A 20,309-nucleotide genomic window follows, 5' to 3' on the forward strand; every position below is an offset into this window, starting at 1 on the left:
TCCACCGAAAATTCAGGGCAATGTCGGTGCATTCGGCACCGCCAACTCCCCCACGCAAGCCCCCCGCAACTGCCCCTCGAACTGGTCGATAATCGCCGCCCAACCTTGCCGGCTCGCATGCTGGCGCGCATTGAGCCGCATGCATCGCAAGGTTTCGCGCTCCTCCAGCATCCACACCGCCGCATCGCAGAATGCGTCTTCGTCTCCCGGCATCGCCAACACACCGTTGTAGCCATGGCGAATATGCTGCGCTGCAGCGGCCTGATCGTAAGCCACCACGCCGAGCCCCGAGGCCAGCGCCTCAAGCACCACGTTGCCGAAGGTTTCGGTCAGGCTGGGAAACAGAAAAACGTCCCCCGACGCATAGTGACTGGCCAGGGCTTCACCCCGTTGGGCCCCGCAGAAAATAGCGTCGGGCATTGTGCTTTCCATGAGCTGGCGTTGCGGACCTTCGCCCACCACGATCAGCTTCAGGTTGCGCTGTGGATAAGTCGCCTTGAGCGTGTCGAAGCAACGCTTGAGCAGGCCCAGGTTTTTCTCCGGTGCCAAACGTCCGACATGGATGACGGCAATGTCCTTCTCGCCCAGCCCCCATTGTTCACGCAGCGTATTCAAGCGCTTGGCCGGGTGAAACAACTGGCTGTCGACGCCGCGGGACAGCAGCGCCAGACGCTCGAATTGTCGACGCTCCAGCTCCATTCTCTGGCTGGTGCTCGGCACCAGCGTCAGCGTCGAACGATTGTGGAACCAGCGCAGGTAGTGGGTCAGCAGGCGCGTCAGCAAACCGAGCCCGTATTGGCTGGAATACTGATGGAAGTTGGTGTGAAAGCCGCTGACCACCGAAATCCCCAGGCGCCGTGCCGCACGCAGGGCGGACAACCCCAGCGGACCTTCCGTGGCGATGTACAGCACGTCCGGGCGATGACGCTTCCAGCGCCTCAGCAACTTGTGCATCGACGACTGGCCCCATTGCAGGCCGGGATAGCCTGGCAATGGCCAGCCTCGGCACAGCAGCAGCTCATCGTCGCTGCCCGCCAACTGATCGCAACCCTGGCGCGGTCGCACCAGTTCAACCTGATGCCCGCGGGCGCGCAAACCGTCGCACAGGCGACCAAGGGTATTGGCCACGCCGTTGATTTCGGGAGGGAAGGTTTCGGTAATCAGGGTGATATGCAGAGCTGTCGTCATGACCTCAGTGTCGACTGAGGTCATGTCGTCGTTGTGACGTCCGGATGATGGATTTGTGACCGGATCAGCGTTGCGTCACCAGATTCTCCGCACCGCGCTCGCGCACCCAGAACAGGGTCGCTCCAGCCACGGCCGCCGGCATCATCAGGATGTTGACCACCGGGATCAGCAGCACCAGATACACGCTGCCGCCGAAACTCATGCTCTGCCAGCGCTTCTGCCGCAGCCAGGCGAGCATCTCGTTCCAGCCCAGCTTGTGGTTGTCCGCCGGGTAGTCGATGTACTGGATCGCCATCATCCATACCCCGAACAGCAACCAGAGCGGCGCGGCGATGATGTTCACCACCGGGATGAACGAGAGGATGAACAGGCCGATCGCCCGGGGCAGGAAGTAACCGAGCTTGCGCATCTCCCGGGCGAGGGTCCGCGGGATCATGGCAATCAGTTCGCCCCAGCTGAAGGCCGGGAAGTCGTCGGTGCCGCGCACCACCACTTCGACCTTCTCCGCCAGAAAACCGTTGAACGGCGCGGCGATGATGTTGGCGAGCATGGTGAAGGTAAAGAACACCATCAACACCACCAGCACCACGAACAGCGGCCACAGCACGTAACTGAGGAAACTCAGCCAGTCGGGCAGCGACGGCATCAGCGCATCGACCCACAGGCTGAATTGATGGCCGGCCAGATAAATCAATCCGACGAACAGCACCAGGTTGATTAAAAGTGGAAGTAGTACAAAAAGCCGCAGGCTTGGGCTGAGTACCAGTTTCAGGCCCTCGCGCAGGTATTGCGGGCCGGACAGTACAGGGGCGGGCATAACGTGCTCCGAGCAGAGGGAAAACGCGCCGACCTTACCGGCTTTGCTTGATGTGCGAAAGCGCGGCAGCGGTATCGACATTAACTGTAACAAAGGCGTCCGAATACGCCTCACGACGGCATAGAGACCACCTATGAGCTGGATTGTTAAACCGTATTTCCTTAATCTTCGCCCCCTCGATACGCTGCACCCAATCTTTTTACAGGACTGTCGAGTTCAAGCCTTCCCCAAGTGCTTTCAATGGTCCTTTTTTATTCCCGCCGGCGATCCGGCGTTCCGCGCCAGGTGTTCCGGGCCGGTCAACAGGAGCAGGTCATGTCTGAAGTCCGTCATTCGCGAGTGATTATTCTCGGTTCCGGCCCTGCCGGTTACAGCGCAGCGGTCTATGCCGCCCGTGCCAACCTCAAGCCTCTGCTGATCACCGGCATGCAGGCCGGCGGTCAGCTGACCACCACCACCGAAGTCGACAACTGGCCGGGCGACGTCCACGGCCTGACCGGCCCGGCGCTGATGGAGCGGATGCGCGAGCACGCCGAGCGCTTTGAAACCGAGATCGTCTTCGATCACATCAATGCCGTGGATTTTGCGGCCAAGCCGTACACCCTGACCGGCGACAGCGCGACCTACACCTGCGACGCCCTGATCATCGCCACCGGTGCCAGCGCGCGTTACCTGGGCCTGCCGTCCGAAGAAGCGTTCATGGGCAAAGGCGTGTCGGCCTGCGCGACCTGTGACGGTTTCTTCTACCGCAACAAGCCAGTGGCTGTGGTCGGCGGTGGCAACACCGCTGTGGAAGAAGCCCTGTACCTGGCCAACATCGCCAGCACCGTGACCCTGATCCACCGTCGCGAAACCTTCCGCGCCGAGAAGATCCTGATCGACAAGCTCAATGCCCGCGTGGCCGAAGGCAAGATCATCCTCAAGCTCAACGCCACCCTGGACGAAGTCCTGGGCGACAACATGGGCGTGACCGGTGCCCGCCTGAAGAACAACGACGGCAGCTTCGATGAAGTGACAGTCGACGGCGTGTTCATCGCTATCGGCCACACCCCGAACACTTCGCTGTTCGAAGGCCAGCTGACTCTGAAAGACGGCTACCTGGTCGTGCACGGCGGCCGCGACGGCAACGCAACAGCCACCAACCTCGAAGGTATCTTCGCGGCCGGTGACGTGGCTGACCACGTTTACCGTCAGGCCATCACCTCGGCTGGCGCCGGTTGCATGGCGGCACTGGATGCCGAGCGTTACCTGGACAATCTGCAGAACGCTTGATGCTGTAGAAACGAAAAAACCGGCTTCGCAGCCGGTTTTTTTGTGCCCGCAATTTAATGTGTGAGCCCTTTCCAATGTGGGAGCGGGCTTGCTCGCGAATGCGGTGTATCAATCGATGTTAATGTTTGCTGATATGACGCCTTCGCGAGCAAGCCCGCTTCCACAGGGGTCGTGGGCTCATACTAATTGCTGTAAACACCCCTCAAGGATATCCAGGCCTTCTTCCAGCACTGCAGCTTCCGTCGTCAACGGCGCCAGCAACCGAATGATGTGCCGCGATTTGCCGCTTGGCATCAGCAACAAACCCGCGTCCCGTGCCAGGGCCAGCAGTTGCGTCAACTGCGCCGAAGCCGGTGTGCCGTCGGCGTTGGCCAACTCAATCCCGCGCATCGCGCCAACCCCGGTCAGACGCCCCAGATAGGGTGACAGCTTGCGCTCACGCCAGGATTGGTAACGGCTGACAATCGCCTCTTCCTGCTGGGCGCCCCAGGCTTGCAGAGAGGCGTCGGTCATTTCGTCCAGGGTTGCCAGCGCGGCGGCGCAGGCGATGGGGTTGCCGGAGTAAGTGCCGCCGAGCCCGCCCTTGGGCAGGTTGTCGAGCAGCGACTTGCGCCCGACCACCGCACCCAGCGGCATGCCGCCGGCGATGCTTTTGCCAAGCAGGATCAGGTCCGGTTCGATGCCCAGTCGCGAAAACGCAAAACGCTGGCCGGTACGGCCGAAACCGGACTGGATTTCATCGGCGATCAGCACAATGCCTTTCTCGTCGCACAAGCGCCGCAAGGCCTGTGCAAACGTCGCATCCATGGCCAGGAAACCCGCTTCACCCTGCACCGGTTCGACGATAAAACAGGCGACATCATCGACGTCGATTTCAACGCTGAACAGGCGCTCCATGGCCTTGAGCGCGTCGGCGCAGGTCACGCCGTTGTCTTCGCTGGGAAAAGGCAGGTGATACACCGGCCCGGGCAATACGCCGATTTTCTGTTTGTAGGGCGCGACCTTGCCGTTGAGATTGAGGGTGGCCAAGGTACGGCCGTGGAAGGCGCCATCGAAGGCAATCACGGCGGTACGACCGGTTGCGCCCCGGACGATCTTCAGCGCATTTTCCGCCGCTTCGGCACCGCTGTTGGTGAGCATGCCGCTGATGGGGTAGTCCACCGGAATGAACGCTGTCAGACGCTCCATGAGTTCCAGGTAGGGCGCATGGGGCGCGGCGTTGAACGCGTAGTGGGTCAGCCGCGTGGCCTGTTCGCGAATGGCCCCGACGATGCGCGGGTGGCAATGACCGAGGTTCAGTACGCCGATGCCACCGACAAAGTCGATGTAGCGTTTGCCATCCGTGTCCCAGACCTCGGCGTTTTTGCCGTGGCTGAGCGTGACAGGGTGAACGATGTTGATCGACTGGCTGATGGTTTCGCTGCGCATGGAGGACCGGCTCGGAAGAAGGAGGACTTCTTTTTATCTAAGCCGCGAGCAGTGCTGGCCGGCAAACGAAATAAAGTCGCCGGGTCAATCGTTAAAGTCGGGATATGCAAAAAATCAAAAGATCGCAGCCTGCGGCAGCTCCTACACATGCCCCGGTAGGAGCTGCCTCAGGCTGCGATCTTTTGCGTCGAAATCAGCGGCGGGTCAGGGGCTGTTGGGCGAATTTCACTCCGGCCAGGCCATGAGCGATCAACGCACGGATGTTGCCGTGATCGCTGCCCTCAGGCGTCGCCAGCACCGAACGGTAATGCTCACCAAACGCCAGCAAGGCCTCTTCATCGCTCAGGCCTTCCAGCAACGCCAGGCCCAGCGTCTTGCACGAACCTTCGTTCTGCCCGGCCGCGTTTTCCACGCCGCCGTTGTTGAAGGCCTGGGGCTGGTAAGCGTAACCGGCGGCAATGAACGCCAGGGTATCGGCGAAGGCGTGTTCGCCGCTCTTGAGGCTGGCGCGCAGGGTGTTCAAATCACTCATTGGGTTTTCCTTTGGCGAACGCCGCTTGTTGTTCGGCGCTGGCTTCTTGCTGATATTGGGCTTTCCACTCGGCGTACGGCATGCCGTAAACCACTTCACGGGCGTCATCGAGGCTGACCTCGATCTGGCGTTCATCGGCGGCGGCCTTGTACCACTTGGACAGGCAGTTGCGGCAGAAACCGGAGAGGTTCATCAGGTCGATGTTCTGCACATCCTTGCGGCTGTCCAGATGGGCCACCAGCCGGCGAAAGGCGGCGGCTTCGAGTTCGAGGCGTTGTTGATCGGTCATGGGAGTCTCTTCGAGACAGCTGCAAGCGGCAAGCTTCAAGCTGCAAGATGGATGGCGGTGGCCTCTAGCTTACCGCTTGAAGGTTGCGGCTTGAAGCCTAGCGACTGGCCGCGAGCGTAATCGACACCGACTCGGCAAAGCGCAGGGCATGGGGCTTGTCGACTTCGACTTCAGCGTACAGCACCGATGGGTTGGCCATGACCAGATCGAGAATTTCCTGGGTCAGGCGTTCAAGCAGGGCGAAGCGATTGCCCTCGACGTGGGCGATGATCGCCTTGGTGATGGTCCGGTAGTTCAGCGCGTGGTCGATATCGTTGTCACGCACCGCCTCCTGGGCCGCGTACAGGATCGTCAGGTTGATCAAGACATCCTGCTTGTTGCGGATTTCATCCTCATTGATGCCGATGTAGGTGCGCAGGCACAGGTCCTTGACCCGGATGCGTGCCATGCCTGGTTGAAGTTGTGGCATTACGACTTGCTCCGTCCAATCAATTGCAGGAACTCCTGGCGGGTATTGCTCGACTCGCGGAAGGCGCCGAGCATCACCGAGGTGTTCATGGTCGAATTCTGTTTCTCGACGCCGCGCATCATCATGCACATGTGCCGGGCCTCGATCACGACCGCGACTCCAGCGGCACCGGTCACCTGTTGCACGGCGTCGGCGATTTGCCGGGTGAGGTTTTCCTGGATTTGCAGGCGGCGGGCGAACATGTCCACCAGCCGCGCAATCTTCGACAGGCCCAACACCTTGCCCGTTGGAATATAAGCCACGTGTGCCTTGCCGATGAAGGGCAGCATGTGATGTTCGCAGAGCGAGTACAGCTCGATATTGTCGACGATCACCATTTCATCGTTGTCGGAGGCGAACAGCGCACCGTTGACGATCTCCTCGACACTTTGCTCGTAGCCGTGACACAGGTACTGCATCGCCTTGGCCGCGCGCAGCGGGGTGTCGCGCAGGCCTTCGCGGTCGGGGTCTTCGCCGAGACCGATGAGGATCTCGCGATAGTTCTGGGACAAGCCGTTCTGGGGCCGGGATAACGTCATGGAAAATCCTCGCGGGACACTTATTTGATGTGCCTTCCGCCATTGACGGTCAGGGTCGTGCCGGTGACATAAGGGTTATCGAGCAAATAGCGCAGGCTGTGGTAGATCACTTCGCTGCCGGGCTCGATGCCCAGCGCGGATTTGGCCAGCGCCTTGGCGCGGTAGGCCGCGTCGTCATCAGGATTGAACAGTAGCAGGGCCGGCGCAATCGCGTTGACCTTGATGCCTGGCGCGTACTTCGCGGCGAAGGACAGGGTCAGGCTGTCGAGCCCGGCTTTGCTGGCGCAGTAGCCAATGTGCTTGCTGCTGCCTTTGCGCGTGACGTCATCGCTGATGTGCACGATGTCGGCCGGGCTGGAGCGTTCGAGCAGGTCGGCACAATGCAGGTTGATCAGGTAGGGCGCCAGCATGTGCACGCTGAACATGCGGGTGAACGCCGCCGCGTCGCTGTCCGGGGTTTCGGCCAGCCATTCGGAGGCGTTATGGACGATGGCCCGCAGGCGGTCGGTATGGGTTTTCAGTTCGCTGATGAAGGCCAGGATGCCGGCTTCGCTGGAGAAGTCCGCGAACAGCGCTGTCGCCCCCAGATCGCGCAGGATTTGCACGCCGGGGCGTTCGCTGCGGTAGCTGAAGATCACGTGATGGCCGTCTTCGAGCAAGCGCTGCGCGCAGTGCAGGCCGACACGCTGGCCGGCTCCGGTGATGAGGATGGGGGCTGCGGAGGAAGTCATGAACGGCTCGCGTCGCGGTGAGAGCAAAACTATACCAGCGCATTGCGGCGTTCACCTATGCCCACTGTAGGAGCGAGCCTGCTCGCGATGGTCGTGAACGATAGCGCTGGGCGTCTGATACCCCGTGGCGGTCTTGCGTCCATCGCGAGCAGGCTCGCTCCTACAGTGGGGGAATCATTGGTTTTGGGGGGAGGGCTCGGTGGGCAATGGTCTTGCCGGGGTGCTGTTCAGCCAATTGGCCAACAGACGGGTCGACAACGGAATGAAGAAGTAGACCATCAATGGCGTCAGGCACAGGGTACTGATGAAGACGCGAAGGAGCAGGGTCATCTCGCCCAGCAGCGGCCCCAAGAGGAAGTTGAACAGCAGCGACACCGGAAAAAACGCCAGCCAGATCGCCACCGCCTGCTTCCACCGTGGCGGGCGTTGACCGGCAGCGCCGAACCAGCCTTCGATGCCACTGACCCGATGTTCCGTCGGATGGGCGAACAAGTCACTGCCGCGTGCCAGCCATGCGGTCCGCGACGCGGAGTGCTCCCAGGCGTGCAGGGTCTGTTCGTCGGCGAAGCGGAAGATGATCTGGAACTCGTCATCGTCGGGCGGCGGGGCCAGCACGCCAGAGCCGAGATAACCACGGAAATCGGTGGCCAATTGTTCGCCTTCGCGCAACCAGGCGATCAGGTCCTGATAACGCCCGTCGGCGACACGGCGCGCAACCATCAGGGTGACGGGGGAGGTAGACATCATGTATCTCCATAAACAATGCGTCGCTCCGGGTAGGAGTCTCGCCAGGCGCAGCGCCGGGGTGGTGGGCTGCGGCTTGGGACAAGCAAGGATTATTCCTGATTCCAGGTGCGACGTCAGTGGCTGTCGTAACAATCTATGCCTTGAATGAAGATGGGGCAGGAGAGGTAGAATAGGATCCAACCAACACATGGACGTAACCCCCAGATGCCTGTTCAGACTGACATTGCTCCTGGTGACTCGCCTGCGCGCACTCTTGAACGGGAAGAACTCTTTCCGATTCGCGAGGTGGCGCGGCTGACAGGTGTCAATCCGGTCACGCTTCGCGCCTGGGAGCGGCGCTATGGCCTGATCGTGCCCACACGCACCGACAGCGGGCATCGCCTGTACTCCATGACCGATATTGAACGCGTGCGCAGCATCCTCGACTGGATCGAGCGCGGCGTGGCGGTCAGCAAGATCGGCAAGATCCTGGCCAGGACGGCGCCGCTCCAGGCGCTGTCGCACATTATTCCCAACGATCTTGTCCAGGCTGACTACGCGCAATGGCAGTCGCAAATCCAGGCGGCGGTGAGTGCCTTCGACGATATCCAGCTGGAGCAGATCTACGGACAGATCTTTTCCACGTACGCCCAGCCTGTCGTATTCCAGGACATCCTGATCCCGCTCTGGAAGCAATTGCTGCAACGCCAGGATTCGTTCGGCCGGACCAGCGAATGGCTGTTCCTTGACAGTTTCCTGCGGTCACGGGTCTTGCAGCGCTTGCTGTTGATTCGTGACAAGCAACCCCGTCGAGTCATCGTCAGCGCCCTGGCAGGCCAGTGCCGGGAGCTTGAGTTGCTGATTGCCGCGCTGTTCCTGAGCAGCGGACATACCGGTGTGCGCGTATTGACCATCGGCCAGCCCTTCGACGAGTTGACGCTGGTGTGCGAAAGGATCAAGCCCCAGGCGCTGGTGCTGTTTTCCAATCACGTACCGGCCCCCGAACTGCCGCGACGCTTGAATCGCCTGGCGATGAGCCTGGATTGTCCGGTGTTGCTGGCGGGCGATGCGTCCGATCTGGCCGAGCAAAGCCTGGCCGGCTCGTCGATCGGATGCCTGGGGAACGAAGGTACGCAGATGCGCCAGCGACTCAAACAGTTTCTGGCGGGCAACCTGGATACTTGAATTCAGAAATGCAGGGCAGGATGGGTCAACCGGTGCTGCTGCAGGATGTACTGGCGCAGGCGTTCGGTTTCGTCCTTGTCGCTCTGGCTCAACTGGTAGGCAAAGTAGCCTTGCTCGGTTTCTTTCTCGAGCGTGCCACGCAATGCGATCCGCTCGTAGCCTGAGGGGCTGAACCACAACGCGAAATGCTTCGGTGCCTTGGTCTTGTTGCGGACTTCCAGCAGGACGCCCTTGAACGACACTTCGTGGACGAACATCGTGCCGGGCTGGCCCTTGGCATTTTCCAGTGCTACCGGTTCGTCGAGCACCAATCGCCATGGCCGGACCAATGGCCCGTCTTCGTAGATGCTGGGAACACCCAGGCGCAGATGCAGCGCATGAAACTCGTCCTCCACCAGGTGCAGGGGGAAGGTCATTTGCTGATTTTCGAAATTGGCTTGAATAGTGACTTGCTCATGGGCGGCAAGGCGCGTGAGCAAGTCACGGATTTGCGAACCACCGTTGACGAGCAGGCTCGACGTCGCGTCCCGCACATTGAGTTGCGGGTTGTGTTGCATGGTCTGGATGAAATCCAGCTCATCCTGGGTCAGGAGCGCGTCGCGATGCATGGCTAGCTCGAAAGGAATAGTTACAAAGTCATTGGTGATTGTAGTTAATGACAATTAATTCGCGGTTTTGTTTGAACCGTTCGTCGCCTTGAGTGCAGCCAGTTCGGCCTGGACTTCAGCCAATTGCGCTTCGAGCTGCACAACCCGCTGCTGCGCCTTGACCTGCACGGTGACGTCTTTCTGTACACCGATAAAATAAACCTGCCCGTCATTCGGATTCTTGACTGTCGAAAGGGACAGTTCATTCCAGAATGGCGTGCCGTCCTTGCGGTAATTTCGCAGGATTTCCCGGCACGAGCCTTCACTGTTCAAGGCGTCACGAATCTTCGATAACGCTTCCTGATCGCGGTCGCCGGACTGCAGGAAGCGGCAATCCTGATAGAGGATTTCTTCGCTGTTGTAACCGGTCAGGCGTTCGAATGCCGGGTTGACGTAAATCAGAATCTTGTCCTGGTCGCCTTCCTTTTCGGCAATCACGATACCGTCATTGGAGGCGTTAATCGCCAGTTGCAGCAGTTTTGCGTTGATCATCGGTAAAACCCTTCCATGTTGGTTGACTGGGGGCATTCTAAAAGAACAATCCAAAGCGTGCTGTTACTATCCCGGTCTTTTCATTCAGCTTCAGGATCAGATTGATGAAAGTCGCCATCATTTCCGGCTCGGTGTACGGCACGGCTGAGGAAGTCGCCCGGCATGCCGCGAGCATTTTGAAAACCGCCGGTTACGAAACCTGGTACAACCCGCGTGCAAGCCTGGCCGATGTTCAGGCCTTCGGTCCCGACGCCTTTCTGGCCGTGACCTCGACCACGGGCATGGGCGAGTTGCCGGATAACCTGCAACCGCTGTATTTCGCCATTCGCGACCAGTTGCCCGCGGCCTGGCGTGGCTTGCCGGGGGCGGTGATCGGCTTGGGCGATGCGAGCTATGGCGATACGTTTTGCGGCGGCGGCGAACTGATGCGTGAGTTGTTCGGTGAACTGGGCATCCGCGAAGTCCTGCCGATGTTGCGCCTGGATGCCAGTGAAAGCGTCAATCCGGAAGCGGACGCCGAGCCCTGGCTGGCGCAACTGGTTGACGCGCTTCGGGCCTGATTGGCCTTACGTCCAGCGTCCGCAACGGGCGCTGCGGCATTCCTGCGGGCCCGCTCACGGCAGGCCCCGCACCGTCTGATGCGGCAGCCATTTGTCGTGGATCCGGACTTCCCCGCCCGCTGACCCGTTGGGCCATCAAGCTGGCTGCCAATGCAACTACGCGAACCCGCAGGGCTGACTAGACTCGGTAGTCATTGGAAACACTCCATAATAAAAACCAGAGGTTCCGAGCCGTGAGCGTAGCCCCCGTTCCATCGCCACAGAGTGTCAAAGACCTGGTCAGCGCCGCCGAATGGCAGACGCGCATCGACCTCGCCGCCTGTTACCGCCTGGTGGCCCAGCATGGCTGGGATGATCTGATTTTCACCCACATCTCCGCCAAAGTGCCGGGCACCGAAGACTTCCTGATCAACCCGTTCGGGCTGATGTTCCACGAAATCACCGCGTCGAGCCTGGTCAAGGTCGATCAGGCCGGCAACAAGCTGATGGACAGCCCCTACGAGATCAACCCGGCCGGGTACACCATCCACAGCGCGGTGCATGAAGTCCGTCACGATGTGGTGTGCGTGCTGCACACCCACACGGCATCCGGCGTTGCGGTGTCGGCGCAGAAACAGGGCATATTGCCAATCAGCCAGCAGTCGCTGTTCGTCCTGTCCAGCCTGGCGTATCACGCCTATGAAGGGGTGGCGCTCAATCACGAAGAAAAGGCCCGGCTGCAAGCCGACCTCGGGGAAAACAATTTCCTGATGCTGCACAACCACGGGCTGTTGACCTGCGGCAGCAGCATTGCCGACACGTTCCTGATGATGTTCATTTTCCAGCGCACCTGCGATATCCAGGTCATGGCGCAGACCGGTGGCGCGCAACTGATCGCCATCGAACCGCCGATTCTGGCGGGAGCCAAGGCCATGATCGCCGGCGTCACCAAAAGTACCCAAGGCATGGGCGGCGCGTTGGCCTGGCCAGCGTTGCTGCGCACACTCGATAAACAAGACCCGGGATATAAACTCTAATGGCACTCGCCGAGATTCCCCTGTCTGTCTGGCGCAAACGCAGCCAGACCTTCGTGTTCCGTGGCCAGGCCATCCGATTCTGGACGGCGGGGCAGGGCGAACCCCTGCTGCTCATCCATGGCTTCCCGAGCGCCAGTTGGGACTGGCACTACCTGTGGCAGCCACTGGCTCAGCGCTATCGGGTGATCGCTTGCGACATGCTCGGTTTTGGCGACTCGGCGAAACCCGTGAACCATCAATACAGCCTGCTGGAGCAGGCCGATCTGCAACAGGCGCTGCTGGCTCACCTGGATATCGGGGAACCGACGCACCTGCTGGCTCACGACTACGGTGACAGCGTGGCCCAGGAGCTGTTGGCCCGGCATTACGAGTCGCGTATCAACATCGCGAGCTGTGTGTTCCTCAATGGCGGGCTGTTTCCGGAAACCCATCGGCCGGTCCTGATGCAAAAACTGCTGCTCAGTCCCTTGGGCTGGATGATCGGCCGCGCATTCAGTCGTGATGGACTGGTGAAAAGCTTCCGCCAGATCTTCGGTCCCCACACCCGTCCCAGCGAAAGCGAGATGGATGATTTCTGGAGCCTGATCGAAAGCAACCATGGCCCACGGATCCTGCACAAACTGATCACCTACATTCCCGAGCGGCGCGTGCAGCGCGAGCGCTGGGTCGGTGCGATGCAGCGTGGCGAAATCCCGCTGCGGGTGATCGATGGCGAGGTCGATCCGATCTCCGGCGCACACATGGTCGCGCGTTATCGGGAGTTGATTGCCGATCCGGACGTGGTGTTGTTGAGCGACATCGGCCATTACCCGCAAATCGAGGCGCCGTGCCAGGTGCTCAAGCATTACCTGGCGTTTCGTGACCAACTGGAATCGCCACCGCTCAAGGTGGCTTGCTCCTGAAAAGATTGTCCGAATGCAGCCCGGGCCTTCGGACGATCCTTTGACACTCATCGAATCGCCCACGCCATCATCCCCCAGCCTTATCGCGCACCATTCAGCCTCCCCCGTGTTCATTGTGACCCACAGCGGCGTGCCTGAAACTCCAAGGCAATGTCCCTGGCCTGCTGGAGTTCCCCATGAATGAGTCTGTGCGCTTCGAAGATAAAGTCGTGATCATCACCGGTGCGGGGGGCGGCCTGGGACGGGCGCATGCACTGTTGTTCGCCAAACAGGGCGCCAACGTGCTGGTCAACGACCTTGGCGGCTCGGCCCAGGGTGAAGGCGCAAATGCTTCAGCGGCGGATCGCGTGGTCGCGGAGATTCGCGAAGCCGGCGGCACCGCCGTGGCCAACCACGACTCGGTCACCGACGGCGACAAGCTGGTTCAGCATGCGCTCGACGCCTTCGGTCGCGTCGATGTGGTGGTCAACAACGCCGGGATCCTGCGCGACAAGACCTTTCACAAAATGGAAGACGCGGACTGGGACCTGGTTTACCGCGTCCATGTCGAAGGCGCCTACAAAGTCACCCGCGCCGCCTGGCCGCACATGCGCGGGCAAAACTACGGCCGGGTGATCTTCACCGCGTCCACCTCGGGCATCTACGGCAATTTCGGCCAGTCCAACTACGGCATGGCCAAGCTCGGCCTCTACGGCCTGACCCGCACCCTGGCCATCGAAGGCCGCAAGAACAACATCCTGGTCAACGCCATCGCCCCCACCGGCGGCACCCGCATGACCGAGGGCCTGATCCCGCCGCAAGTGTTCGAGCAACTCAAGCCGGAACTGGTCAGCCCGCTGGTGGTGTACCTGGGCAGCGAAACCTGCCAGGAAACATCGGGACTGTTTGAAGTGGGTGGCGGCTGGATGGGCAAAGTGCGCTGGGAGCGCAGCCTGGGTGCCGGGTTTGATCCACGGGTGGGTTTCTCCCCGGAAGATGTGGCGGCGCACTGGCAACAGATCTGTGATTTCGAGGGGGCGGCGCATCCGAAGGACAATATTGAAGCGCTGAAGGAAATGATGGGGAATTTGCAGAAGTATTCGTTGTAAGGGCCGGGAAACCCCAAACCTCAGTGTGAGGCTTGGGGCATTTTTGCTATCAGCCGTATCTGTTTTCTGTCACGAATTTAGGCGCCTTCCAGTTAGGGCCTTTTTTCGCTAACCCCATTTCCCCTTTTTCTAACACGCCCTTTTCGAACAGTCGCGTATAGGTGAGCTGAAGTTCCCCGTGTCTGATTGTTCCGGGCTTGTATCGATTGATCATCATGTCTAGGTAAGGTGGAGCCTTGATCAAGGCGAAAACGGTAACGATGTCGTCCAGAGACTCACCTTTAACTAGCTGCTCAATATTGCTCATTTCAGCATCTCCTTCAAAAAGCGTTGATAGTCGCGCTCATCCTGTTCCGCAGCAGCTGCTAATGCTTCCGGCGTATAGAGTAGAGAAGGATCATCTTTCAGCTTGAAGTCTTCCAAGGTTGCAGTATGAACATTGTTCCATGCCGGGGAGTCGGGATCCGGCATTTCGGTGTCTCCATATCCCAAAGCCTTAAATCTTTCAAATTCTCTGATCTCGTGAGTGTAGAAGCGTTTATCGGTATCGGTCATCTCTAGCTCCCCACGGAGGATTCGATCCAGCCGGTCAATCATCACTTTATTGGCATCGGATTGACTGAATTTTGACGTATGCAGTTTCACGATATTTGATCCTTCTTGTGAAACGATTGCATCGTCCCATTTCATATCCAAGATTGGCCCACCCGATTGCTCAGGGTTGAAATCGCGGCCACTGTGCTCACCCTCGGCTATAGCACCCTCATAAGGGCTGTGGAAAACCACATACTGAGGCGGAATCCCCGATTCGACTGGGAATACGTAGATAAAGCCTCCAAAACTGTAGAGATCCAGCTCCGGGTTTTGGTCGATCCTTCCTTCGAGCGCGGTTGCGGTAGCGCCGGTGTAGGGGGCCACGTCCGGTTGTGTTACGGGAAGAGCCGTTGACGCATTGCCTGGACTGACAATTGGTGTCCATGTCATGCCAGGGGCTTGAGCGTTCGGGCTCTCGGTCCTGTAGACGTTAAGGGCCGGATCATAGGTGGCCAGGCGCACCGGCACTTTGCGAGGCACCGTGCTGCCGTTGGTGGCAGCGACGGAAAACTCGATGGCGTTATCCACCGTTCGCGATCCGATCGCGACCGGCAGTGCGATGTCCCCATTGGCCTGGGCGATATCGTGCAGTTGTTCGGCGTCGTAGGTTGTGAGGTCCGAAAGCGGGACGCTCAAGGCATAGGGTTCTTTGGTGTCCCGTAGGGCGTAGTAAACCAGCGCCGCAACGCTAACAACGATGACCACGCCTGATGCTGCTCCGACAGCGGCTGCCAATGCCGTGATAGCAGTGGCTGCGGCCGAACGCAGGGCGGTCCTGATTGCAAGCGAGGTTGCTGTTTCAATGGCCAGTGTGCCAGCACCAACAGCGAACACCGGGCCATTTGCAGCCGCCGCGCCCGAGACGGGAAACGGGCGAGTGCCTTTGCTGGCGTTCAGCGTTTCCATCGCCTCACGGAGTGCTCGCTCCTCCGCTTGTCGTTGCATCTCAAGGCGCAACTGCTCTGCTTGCCGTTGAACCTCGGCCTCGGCTTCTAGACGAGCCCGTTCAGCCGCGATGTATTGTGCCGCTGCTTCAGCGGCAAGCCGCGCCTGTTCGCCAGCCGCTCGTTCGGCTTCTGCCAATTCCGCTAATCGGGCCGTCTCTTGAGTATGGGCAAGTGCTTCAGCTTCTGCCCTGATGCGCGCCTGTTCGGCAGCGACGTGCAGTGCTTGCTGCTCTGCTGCCAATCGTGCCTCTTCAGCCGCTTGCAAGGTACTAAGGGTTTGATTCAGATGCAGGTTACGTTGGCCCAGCCAATAAATAGTTTGCGATAGTACTTTTGCATCATTTGCAGCTCTGAGGGAGTGAACCAGTGCCTGCATGGCTACGCCGTTCGGTCCTGGCCATTTTTCTATCTTCGTGGCGGTTAACATGAATTCGTTAACATGCCGGTTAAAAGGGTCTCCTCCATAAAATGCATTGGCAATTGCCGTTTTGTTATTAAAGTCGGCGGTTTTTCGTTGGTAAAGTGTATTCAATACCCCCAGTTCGCGGATCGTTGACTGTAGTGGTGTTACTGCGTAGTTAGGTCCCTCTGACCTGACAGCAGCCAAGTCTGCCTCGATAGTTTGAGATAGTTGGCCGAGCCTTATCTGGTATTCCTGCTCAAGCTCCCTGCTTGTGCGCTGGATAAATGTTCTATTTTCATTGTAGGTCCCTCCTTGCCATCTAGAGGGGCCTCCATTGACACCATTTGATCTTCGGTGGGGTGGGATAAGATGGTCGGGCGCTTCCCCCCTTATGTCGACACCTGTTTCGAACTCAATAAAGCCAGGTCTCGACTCTTTTATCTTAATGTCTGTTGGCGGTTCTTGCATTTTCATATCCTTTTGAATTGGCACGTCGTTGGAGGCAAGTTTTTGTTGGTGAGCGTTAACTGCATGTTGGTCTGTCGCGCCAATTGAAGTTACAGCAATATGAAAAATAACGAGTCTGAGAAAGGCGCGGGAATTTACATAGGATTTTGAAAGGTATTTCGAAGGCGCTGAAATAAAGGTGAGATAATCTTCTGCGTAAAAAGATATTTCTTATGTGATGGCAGGAAGTGTCTTGTAGGACCCATGTTAAACATTAGGTTGAAACTGACTGCCACCACAAACCCTTCGCCCATAAAAAAGGCCGCTGCAAACGCAGCGGCCAAAGCAAGACGTTGGATCCAGGAGCTACAAATCAACGTCGGTGTACACGGGGCGATGAGTCGAAAAACTCCACATCATCTGAATCTGTCGCGGATGGAATAGCCTCTGCACATCCCGTCGCTATCCGCTTTCCGGCCATTTGCCTTGAAAGCCCGGCAAGAATAACGGCTTGAGCCCGTAGGAAAAATAGCGGTTCATGACATGAACTGTTGCAGCATGAGTAACAGTGTCCGCGTTCCCGGCCATCGCCCATGCGTGCGGCTGATAAGTCCCCATCCAGCCAATCCATACCTCGCGCAATCCCCCGTGCCACGCGGCCAGTCATCCTTTGGAGGTACATCACGAATACCTCCTTGGTGCGCTTATCGCCCCCGGCGGGCGGCAGTAGGGTGAGGCCTTCTGTCACTCACCGGGGAAGACGCATGACAAAAACAACAATGCGCGCCATCTTCACACCGCAAGCGCTGGCTGCTGCGGTTGCCTTGGGTTGCTGTGCCCAGGCACAGGCCGTTTCATTCAACATCGGCGAGATCGAGGGCACGTTCGACTCTTCGCTGTCGGTGGGCGCGAGCTGGGGCATGCGCGATGCCGACAAGTCGCTGGTGGGGATCCCTAATGGCGGCAGCGGGCAGGCTTCGACCGGTGACGACGGGCGTCAGAACTTTGGAAAGGGCGAAACCTTTTCGAAGATCTTCAAGGGCATTCACGATCTCGAATTGAAGTACGGCGACACCGGTGTGTTTGTCCGGGGTAAGTACTGGTACGACTTCGAGCTCAAGGACGAAGACCGGCCGTTCAAGCCGATCAGCGATCACAATCGCAAGGAAGGCGCGAAGTCCTCTGGCGGGCAAATCCTCGATGCCTTCGTCTATCACAACTACTCCATCGCCGACCTGCCGGGCACTGTGCGCGCCGGTAAACAGGTGGTCAGCTGGGGTGAAAGTACCTTCATCGGCAACTCGATCAACAGCATCAACCCGGTCGACGTCTCCGCGTTCCGTCGTCCTGGTGCCGAGATCAAGGAAGGCCTGATTCCGGTCAATATGCTGTTCGCCTCCCAGGGCCTGACGGACAAGTTGACGGTCGAAGGCTTCTATCAACTGGAGTGGGACCAGACCGTCGTCGACAACTGCGGCACTTTTTTCGGTAATGATGTGGTGGCCGACGGTTGCAACCAGAACTACACCGTCGCCAGCCCGGCCATTGCGCCGTTGCAGCCGATTGCCGCGGCCTTTGGCCAGGGCTTCGAGGTCACCCGGGAGGGCGTGGTCGTTCCTCGCGGCCAGGACCGCGATGCCCGGGATTCGGGGCAGTGGGGTACGGCGCTGCGCTGGTTGGGGGACGATACCGAGTACGGTCTGTATTTCATGAACTATCACAGCCGCACACCCAACGTCGGCACCACGACGGCCGGCCTTTCCACGCTGGCGAGCATTCCGGGAATCGTTGCCACGGCCAACCGAATCGCACCCGGCAGCGGTTCGGGCCTGGCGCAGAGCGTGATGCTCGGACGCGGCCAGTACTACCTTGAGTACCCGGAAGACATTCGCCTCTACGGCGCCAGTTTCTCCACCACGTTGCCTACCGGCACGGCGTGGACCGGTGAGATCAGCTATCGCCCCAACCTGCCCGTGCAGGTCAACACCAACGACTTGACCCTGGCCATGCTCAACCCGATCGCCGGCGGCGCGGCGTCACCGATTGCCACTTCGCCCGGCGCCGACAACAAAGGTTACCGGCGCAAGGAAGTGACCCAGGTCCAGAGCACCCTGACGCACTTCGTCGACCAGGTGATGGGCGCGGATCGCCTGACGCTGGTGGGCGAAGCGGCGGTGGTGCATGTGGGTGGCCTTGAGGCCCGCAGCAAGCTGCGCTACGGCCGTGATTCGGTCTACGGCCAATACGGTTTTGGCGGTGATACCGACGGCTTCGTGACTTCAACCTCATGGGGTTATCGCGCCCGGGCGATCCTCGATTACAACAACGTGATCGCCGGGATCAACTTCCGTCCCAACCTCTCGTGGTCCCATGACGTCGCCGGCTACGGCCCCAACGGCCTGTTCAACGAGGGCGCCAAGGCCGTCAGCCTCGGCGTCGATGCGGACTACCGCAACACCTACACCGCAAGCCTCAGTTACACCGATTTCTTCGGGGGTGACTACAACGTGCTCGAAGACCGCGACTTTGTGGCGTTGAGCTTTGGCGTGAACTTCTGATCTGGCAAAGAAGGATAATTTCCATGCGCAAGATGATTCTGCAATGCGGTGCCCTGGCCCTTGGCCTGCTGGCCGTCAATGTGATGGCGGCGGTGTCTCCGGAAGAAGCGAACAAGCTCGGCACCAGCCTAACCCCGCTGGGCGCCGAGAAGGCCGGCAACGCCGACGGCTCGATTCCGCCGTGGACCGGTGGCATCCCGAAAAACGCCGGTGCGGTGGACAGCAAGGGTTTCCTGGCGGATCCGTTCGCCAATGAAAAACCGCTGTTCGTCATCACGGCGGCGACGGTCGACAAGTACAAGGACAAGCTGTCCGACGGGCAAGTCGCGATGTTCAAGCGCTACCCCGAAACCTACAAAATCCCGGTTTATCCGACCCATCGCACCGCGGCACTGCCCACGGAAATCTATGAATCGGCCAAGCGCAGCGCGTTGAATGTCATTCCGACGAACGACGGTAACGGCCTGGCCAATTTCACCGGCAATCGCTACTACGCCTTTCCGATTCCGAAGAACGGGGTCGAGGTGATCTGGAACCACATCACCCGTTATCACGGTGGCAATCTGCGTCGCACCATCACCCAGGCAACCCCGCAGTCCAATGGCGACTTCACCGTGATCCGCTTCAAGGACGAGGTGGCTGTTCCCTCATTGCTGGGGGATTTGAAACCGGGCAGCGACGACAACGTACTCAACTATTTCAAGCAGGAAGTGACGGCGCCGGCGCGGCTGGCGGGCAACGTGCTGCTGGTTCACGAGACACTCGACCAGGTCACGGAGCCGCGCAAGGCCTGGATCTACAACGCCGGCCAGCGCCGCGTGCGACGTGCGCCGCAAGTGGCCTATGACGGCGTGGGCACCTCGTCCGACGGCCTGCGCACCACCGATAACTTCGACATGTTTTCCGGTGCGCCGGACCGCTATGACTGGAAGCTGATCGGCAAGAAAGAAATGTACATCCCGTACAACAGCTACAAGCTTGACTCGCCTGACCTCAAATACACCGATGTGATCAAGGCCGGCCACATCAACCAGGACCTGACCCGCTACGAGTTGCACCGGGTCTGGGAGGTCGTCGCCACGGTCAAGCCCAACGAGCGACACGTGTATGCCAAGCGTCATATGTACATCGACGAAGACACCTGGCAGGTGGCGCTGGCCGATCACTATGACGGTCGCGGCGCGCTCTGGCGTGTGGCCGAAGGGCATGCGCAGTTCTACTACGATCATCAGGTGCCGGCCTATACGGTTGAAGCGCTGTACGACCTGATTGCCGGTCGCTACATCGCACTGGGCATGAAGAACGAAGAGAAACGCAGCTTCGAATTCAACATCGCGGCAAAAGCCGGGGACTACACGCCTGCCGCCCTGCGGAGTACGGGTGTGAGGTAATCGTCCTACAGGCATCTACACAAAAAGGTGACCTCGCGGTCACCTTTTT

Annotated in this window: 21 protein-coding genes; 8 read left to right on the forward strand and 13 right to left on the reverse strand. The window is 59.5% G+C overall.

From position 1 onward, the window contains the following. Window positions 1–12: 12 nt before the first annotated feature. Both F8N66_RS06630 and cysZ read right to left on the reverse strand, forming a co-directional pair. Window positions 13–1,212 carry a glycosyltransferase family 4 protein gene (locus F8N66_RS06630; RefSeq protein WP_150769429.1) on the reverse strand — a complete coding sequence of 400 codons (1,200 nt, stop codon included), beginning with the start codon at window positions 1,210–1,212 and terminating at the stop codon, window positions 13–15. Window positions 1,213–1,252: 40 nt separating this feature from the next. Next, window positions 1,253–2,005, reverse strand: a complete 753-nt coding sequence (cysZ, locus tag F8N66_RS06635; protein ID WP_150769430.1) for a sulfate transporter CysZ — start codon at window positions 2,003–2,005, stop codon at window positions 1,253–1,255. A 315-nt stretch (window positions 2,006–2,320) separates the two neighbouring features. Here cysZ and trxB point away from each other — a divergent pair, with 315 nt between their 5' ends. Then, a complete protein-coding gene (trxB, locus tag F8N66_RS06645) occupies window positions 2,321–3,277 on the forward strand; it encodes a thioredoxin-disulfide reductase (RefSeq protein WP_150769431.1) in 957 nt (318 codons plus the stop codon). Window positions 3,278–3,454: 177 nt separating this feature from the next. Here the strand turns inward: trxB and F8N66_RS06655 are convergent, their stop codons facing one another. The 7 genes from F8N66_RS06655 to F8N66_RS06685 all read right to left on the reverse strand — a co-directional run bounded on the left by F8N66_RS06655 (window position 3,455) and on the right by F8N66_RS06685 (window position 8,048). Then, window positions 3,455–4,705, reverse strand: coding sequence for an aspartate aminotransferase family protein (locus F8N66_RS06655; protein ID WP_150769432.1), 1,251 nt, complete (start codon window positions 4,703–4,705; stop codon window positions 3,455–3,457). A 193-nt stretch (window positions 4,706–4,898) separates the two neighbouring features. Continuing rightward, on the reverse strand, window positions 4,899–5,237 hold the full coding sequence (locus tag F8N66_RS06660) for a HopJ type III effector protein (protein WP_150769433.1): 339 nt from the start codon (window positions 5,235–5,237) through the stop codon (window positions 4,899–4,901). Beyond that, window positions 5,230–5,526, reverse strand: a complete 297-nt coding sequence (locus F8N66_RS06665) for a DUF1244 domain-containing protein (protein ID WP_008026968.1) — start codon at window positions 5,524–5,526, stop codon at window positions 5,230–5,232. The genes F8N66_RS06660 and F8N66_RS06665 overlap by 8 nt, the downstream gene beginning before the upstream one ends. A gap of 97 nt (window positions 5,527–5,623) precedes the next feature. Beyond that, window positions 5,624–5,995, reverse strand: coding sequence for a dihydroneopterin triphosphate 2'-epimerase (folX, locus tag F8N66_RS06670; protein WP_150769434.1), 372 nt, complete (start codon window positions 5,993–5,995; stop codon window positions 5,624–5,626). Next, entirely contained in the window at window positions 5,995–6,573 is a 579-nt protein-coding gene (gene folE / locus F8N66_RS06675; RefSeq protein WP_150769435.1) for a GTP cyclohydrolase I FolE, read from the reverse strand. Before folE ends, folX begins: the two co-directional genes overlap by 1 nt. Window positions 6,574–6,593: 20 nt before the next feature. Next, a complete protein-coding gene (gene folM / locus F8N66_RS06680; protein ID WP_150769436.1) occupies window positions 6,594–7,304 on the reverse strand; it encodes a dihydromonapterin reductase in 711 nt (236 codons plus the stop codon). A 174-nt stretch (window positions 7,305–7,478) separates the two neighbouring features. Next, the gene (locus tag F8N66_RS06685) at window positions 7,479–8,048 is read right to left on the reverse strand and encodes an antibiotic biosynthesis monooxygenase (protein WP_150769437.1); all 570 of its coding nucleotides are present in this window, start codon (window positions 8,046–8,048) and stop codon (window positions 7,479–7,481) included. Window positions 8,049–8,255: 207 nt separating this feature from the next. Here F8N66_RS06685 and F8N66_RS06690 point away from each other — a divergent pair, with 207 nt between their 5' ends. Continuing rightward, window positions 8,256–9,215, forward strand: a complete 960-nt coding sequence (locus F8N66_RS06690) for a MerR family transcriptional regulator (RefSeq protein WP_150769438.1) — start codon at window positions 8,256–8,258, stop codon at window positions 9,213–9,215. Window positions 9,216–9,217: 2 nt separating this feature from the next. Here F8N66_RS06690 and F8N66_RS06695 read toward each other — a convergent pair whose 3' ends face one another. Continuing rightward, window positions 9,218–9,823 (reverse strand): hypothetical protein, encoded by a 606-nt coding sequence (locus tag F8N66_RS06695; protein WP_150769439.1) that lies wholly within the window; start codon window positions 9,821–9,823, stop codon window positions 9,218–9,220. A 54-nt stretch (window positions 9,824–9,877) separates the two neighbouring features. Further along, window positions 9,878–10,354, reverse strand: a complete 477-nt coding sequence (locus F8N66_RS06700) for a PAS domain-containing protein (protein ID WP_150769440.1) — start codon at window positions 10,352–10,354, stop codon at window positions 9,878–9,880. A 104-nt stretch (window positions 10,355–10,458) separates the two neighbouring features. Between F8N66_RS06700 and F8N66_RS06705 the strand changes: the two genes are divergently transcribed. The 4 genes from F8N66_RS06705 to F8N66_RS06720 all read left to right on the forward strand — a co-directional run bounded on the left by F8N66_RS06705 (window position 10,459) and on the right by F8N66_RS06720 (window position 13,920). Further along, window positions 10,459–10,914 carry a flavodoxin gene (locus F8N66_RS06705; protein ID WP_150769441.1) on the forward strand — a complete coding sequence of 152 codons (456 nt, stop codon included), beginning with the start codon at window positions 10,459–10,461 and terminating at the stop codon, window positions 10,912–10,914. A 233-nt stretch (window positions 10,915–11,147) separates the two neighbouring features. Then, on the forward strand, window positions 11,148–11,930 hold the full coding sequence (locus F8N66_RS06710; protein WP_150769442.1) for a class II aldolase/adducin family protein: 783 nt from the start codon (window positions 11,148–11,150) through the stop codon (window positions 11,928–11,930). Next, window positions 11,930–12,832: an alpha/beta fold hydrolase gene (locus F8N66_RS06715; RefSeq protein WP_150769443.1), complete on the forward strand. Its 903-nt coding sequence runs from the start codon at window positions 11,930–11,932 to the stop codon at window positions 12,830–12,832. The genes F8N66_RS06710 and F8N66_RS06715 overlap by 1 nt, the downstream gene beginning before the upstream one ends. A gap of 176 nt (window positions 12,833–13,008) precedes the next feature. Beyond that, window positions 13,009–13,920, forward strand: coding sequence for an SDR family oxidoreductase (locus tag F8N66_RS06720; RefSeq protein WP_150769444.1), 912 nt, complete (start codon window positions 13,009–13,011; stop codon window positions 13,918–13,920). Window positions 13,921–13,969: 49 nt separating this feature from the next. Here F8N66_RS06720 and F8N66_RS06725 read toward each other — a convergent pair whose 3' ends face one another. Both F8N66_RS06725 and F8N66_RS31655 read right to left on the reverse strand, forming a co-directional pair. Further along, window positions 13,970–14,227 carry a hypothetical protein gene (locus tag F8N66_RS06725; protein WP_150769445.1) on the reverse strand — a complete coding sequence of 86 codons (258 nt, stop codon included), beginning with the start codon at window positions 14,225–14,227 and terminating at the stop codon, window positions 13,970–13,972. Continuing rightward, window positions 14,224–16,332: an S-type pyocin domain-containing protein gene (locus F8N66_RS31655; protein WP_224790449.1), complete on the reverse strand. Its 2,109-nt coding sequence runs from the start codon at window positions 16,330–16,332 to the stop codon at window positions 14,224–14,226. Before F8N66_RS31655 ends, F8N66_RS06725 begins: the two co-directional genes overlap by 4 nt. Before the next feature lie 743 nt (window positions 16,333–17,075). Between F8N66_RS31655 and F8N66_RS06740 the strand changes: the two genes are divergently transcribed. Together F8N66_RS06740 and F8N66_RS06745 are read left to right on the forward strand one after the other, a co-directional pair. After that, window positions 17,076–18,869 carry a DUF1302 domain-containing protein gene (locus tag F8N66_RS06740; RefSeq protein ID WP_150769447.1) on the forward strand — a complete coding sequence of 598 codons (1,794 nt, stop codon included), beginning with the start codon at window positions 17,076–17,078 and terminating at the stop codon, window positions 18,867–18,869. A 23-nt stretch (window positions 18,870–18,892) separates the two neighbouring features. Then, on the forward strand, window positions 18,893–20,260 hold the full coding sequence (locus F8N66_RS06745; RefSeq protein WP_150769448.1) for a DUF1329 domain-containing protein: 1,368 nt from the start codon (window positions 18,893–18,895) through the stop codon (window positions 20,258–20,260). The last annotated feature ends 49 nt before the right edge of the window (window positions 20,261–20,309 follow it).

Origin of the sequence: Pseudomonas fluorescens (assembly GCF_902498195.1) — a bacterium.
Classification (GTDB): domain Bacteria; phylum Pseudomonadota; class Gammaproteobacteria; order Pseudomonadales; family Pseudomonadaceae; genus Aquipseudomonas; species Aquipseudomonas fluorescens_BU.